1 protein-coding gene and 1 pseudogene are annotated in these 3,435 nt (G+C 43.6%); one reads left to right on the top strand and one right to left on the bottom strand.

The annotated features are described in order from the left end of the window. Positions 1–100: 100 nt before the first annotated feature. Positions 101–589: pseudogene (locus RIG27_RS09455) on the bottom strand (RNA methyltransferase); the annotation flags it as partial. Between the two features lie 634 nt (positions 590–1,223). Between RIG27_RS09455 and RIG27_RS09450 the strand changes: the two are divergent. Then, on the top strand, positions 1,224–3,435 hold a 2,212-nt coding region (locus RIG27_RS09450; RefSeq protein ID WP_446344552.1), incomplete at its 3' end, for a putative Ig domain-containing protein.

Below are 3,435 nucleotides of genomic sequence, written 5' to 3'. Positions count from 1 at the left end.
CAAAAGACACTCGTTCTTTATTAGATGGATAATTCTACAGCAAGCAGGCAGAAAGCTGAATAGAAAAAGCTTGTAGAGACGTGCCATGGCACGTCTGGGGAGGTGGGGAAGCGAGTTGAAACAGTTCATAACAGCAAACTGCCACCGCCTGAGCTAAATTTAACGAGGGATACTCTGGATTGGCGGGAATACAGACAAATCGCTGGGCATAGTTGAGTTCCTCATTGCTCAACCCCCGATCTTCGGGTCCAAAAATCAGGGCAGAGGTGATATCATCCGCCAATAACCAGTTTAATGCCGAGCGTGGTGGTTCTAGAGTGGTCGGTAAATGACGAGTACGAGCAGTGGTTGCGATCGCACGTTGACATCCCTGTAACGCCTCAGGTAACATTGCCACCTGTTGGGCTGATTCTAAAACATCGACACCATGAACTGCCATCTGCCGCGCTTCTGATGCCCTTGGATTACAATGGGGATTGACCAGCCATAACTGGTTCAAGCCCATATTTTTCATCACCCGGGCAACTGATCCGATGTTCAAAGCACCTGCGGGTTCAACTAAGATAATTCGTATATTCGTTAATGTCATGCCTTGTCTAGGTGTCTATTTTTGGCTAATTTACTGCCTTTTGTCTCATTTTCGGATATTGTCCTCCACAAAACCATCTCAACCCGCTTTTCCCATCGTTCTATTCCCTCTCTTTAGTCCACCTTTCTTAATTATTTATACTGACTGCATATTGGTCAATTATTCTGACTAAGTAGGTTGGTGGAAATAAACTTAACTGGATTAAGTTATGTAAACAAGTCTCAAACCCTTACTGTTCCCTGTTCCCTGTTCCCTAATCTCTACCGCTAACTTTAATTGTGTCCACCTACTGATAGGTCTAATCACTTGATAGAGCTTAGATTCAGCAGCGCTGATACGCTTTATTCTACTTTGGCTTTATAAAGTCTTCATAATAGAACCAAAAATTATTTATGAAGATTTAGTAAACTACCCTCGCTGCCACCTGTCATTTTTAAATTCTTGTTCTATTAATAGATATAGAGGGTGTAATTGTTTTTTGCCAATCTAGAAACAGGAGCAAAAATTGTTTATCTTATTTGCTTGGAGAAGAATAAAAAATCAACAATCGCTACACAACTCTCTTCTTTCCTAACCCTGCTGAAAACCACCAGAAAACGATTGTAATTCACCCACTATTCTCGGAGATTGAATAATGTCACAACAGCTAATTGTTACCAACACACAAGACAATGGCGCGGGTTCTTTACGAGAAGCACTGACTTTAGCGCAATCAGGAGACACGATTAAATTCAGTTCCAGTATCGCCGGAGACACCATTACCATAACCACTGGTCAACTGGAAATTAGCCCAGGGAAAGATATCACCATTGATGGGGCGGACGCTCCCGGTTTAACCATTAGCGGGAACAATCAATCCCGCATTTTTTATGTCAACTCGAATCAAGATTTCAACGCCAGCCTGACCTTAAGAAACCTTAATCTCATCGACGGGTATACCGCCGAACAAGGTGGCGCGATTGAAATCACTCATCAAGGCGCATTAACAGTCGATAATGTTCAGTTTCAGAACAATGTTGCGGATAATGGTGGCGGCGCAATCTACAGCGCCTGGGAAACCGATTTAATCGTTAACGCCAGCACCTTTGATAATAATAAAGCCGTCGCTGGAAATGATGAACGCGGTGCTGGTGGAATTGCTTTTGTCAGTCCTGGAGAAATCACTATCACCAATAGTGAATTTACCAACAACCAAGGAATTAATGGTGGGGCAATTAATAGTCTTCAAGGCAAGTTAACCATTGAAAACTCCACGTTCCTTAATAACGACACTACCGCCGCATTTTATGATACGGGTAACAATCATCCATCCTTGAGAGGTTATGGTGGTGCCATTTACACAGACCGCGCCAGTAGTGGAAGTGATGAAACCTCTGGCACTATTCAGATTATTGATAGTGTCTTTGAAGGAAATAAAGGTCGCGGGGAAGGCGGTGCGGCTTACCTCTATACAGGCACACAGGACAATGTAATTATTGAAGGTAGCCTCTTTGAAAATAACGAAGTTTTAGCACTCCCTAATGGCGGAAATAAGGGGAATGGAGGAGCCGTTGTTCAACTCAGCAACGGACTCAACAAAGGATTAGTGGTTCGTGACACAACTTTTTCCAATAATACAGCCGCCCATCAGGGAGGTGGTTTATGGACGTATGACGCCCCGGCTCAAATTATTAACAGCACGTTTTCCGGGAATCAAACCACAGGCGATACATCGGGAAGTGTAGGCGGTGGAATGACATTGTACAGTCCCACGGAAATTATTGATTCGACAATTGCCTACAATAACGCAAGCTGGGTTGGTGGCGGTGTATCAATAAGTCAGAATGCCGATGTCAGCGTTCAGAATACCATTTTTTACGAAAATACAGCTGATAATGGCACAAATGATTGGGGGATTCAGCAACACACAAATAGAGAACTCATTGACAATGGCGGTAATTACCAATATCCACCCAAGTTGACCAATAATTGGAACGATTATAACGCAACTGCCACGATTACAATCCTTGATGTTCAACTTGAACCTTTGCAGGATAATGGCGGTCCAGTTCCGACACATCTTGTCGGAAATCCAGATATAACAGCAGGGGCTTTCTTTGAAGATTCAGGTTCAACGGGGGGTGGGAACAATGACCCCACCTTAGTTTCTCCTATTGCTGACCAAACGGTTGAAGCTGAAGACGCCTTCAGTTTAGATATCACCAATAACTTTACTGATGCGGATGGCGACAATTTAACCTACAGCGCCACATTAGCAGATGGAAATGCCCTTCCTTCTTGGTTAAGTTTTGACTCACAAACTGGTACATTCAGTGGTACACCCGATACAGGGGATGAAACCGCACTAAATATTTTGGTTACAGCATCGGATGGACAAGGGGGAACACAAACTGATGGGTTTGAGTTAGATATCACTCCTGCACCTGTGGTAAACAATGACCCCACCTTAGTTTCTCCCATCGCTGACCAAAATGTTGAAGCCGAAGACTCCTTTAGCTTAGATATCACCAATAACTTTACTGATGTAGATGGCGATAATCTAACCTACAGCGCCACATTAGCAGATGGAAACGCCTTACCTGATTGGTTAACTTTTGACTCCCAGACAGGTACATTCAGCGGTACGCCAGATACAGGTGATGAAACTCAACTGAATATTTTGGTCACAGCATCGGATGGGCAAGGGGGTACACAAACTGATGGGTTTGAGTTAGATATTACTCCTGCACCTGTAGTCAACAATGACCCCACCTTAGTTTCTCCTATCGCTGACCAAACCGTTGAAGCCGAAGATTCCTTCAGTTTAGATATCACCAATAACTTTACTGATGTAGATGGGGATAATT

The sequence above is a fragment of the Coleofasciculus sp. F4-SAH-05 genome, from assembly GCF_040222985.1.
Lineage (GTDB): Bacteria > Cyanobacteriota > Cyanobacteriia > Cyanobacteriales > Coleofasciculaceae > Coleofasciculus > Coleofasciculus chthonoplastes.
Note: the sequence above shows the minus strand (reverse complement) of the source record. Positions and strands in the feature narration are given on the sequence as shown.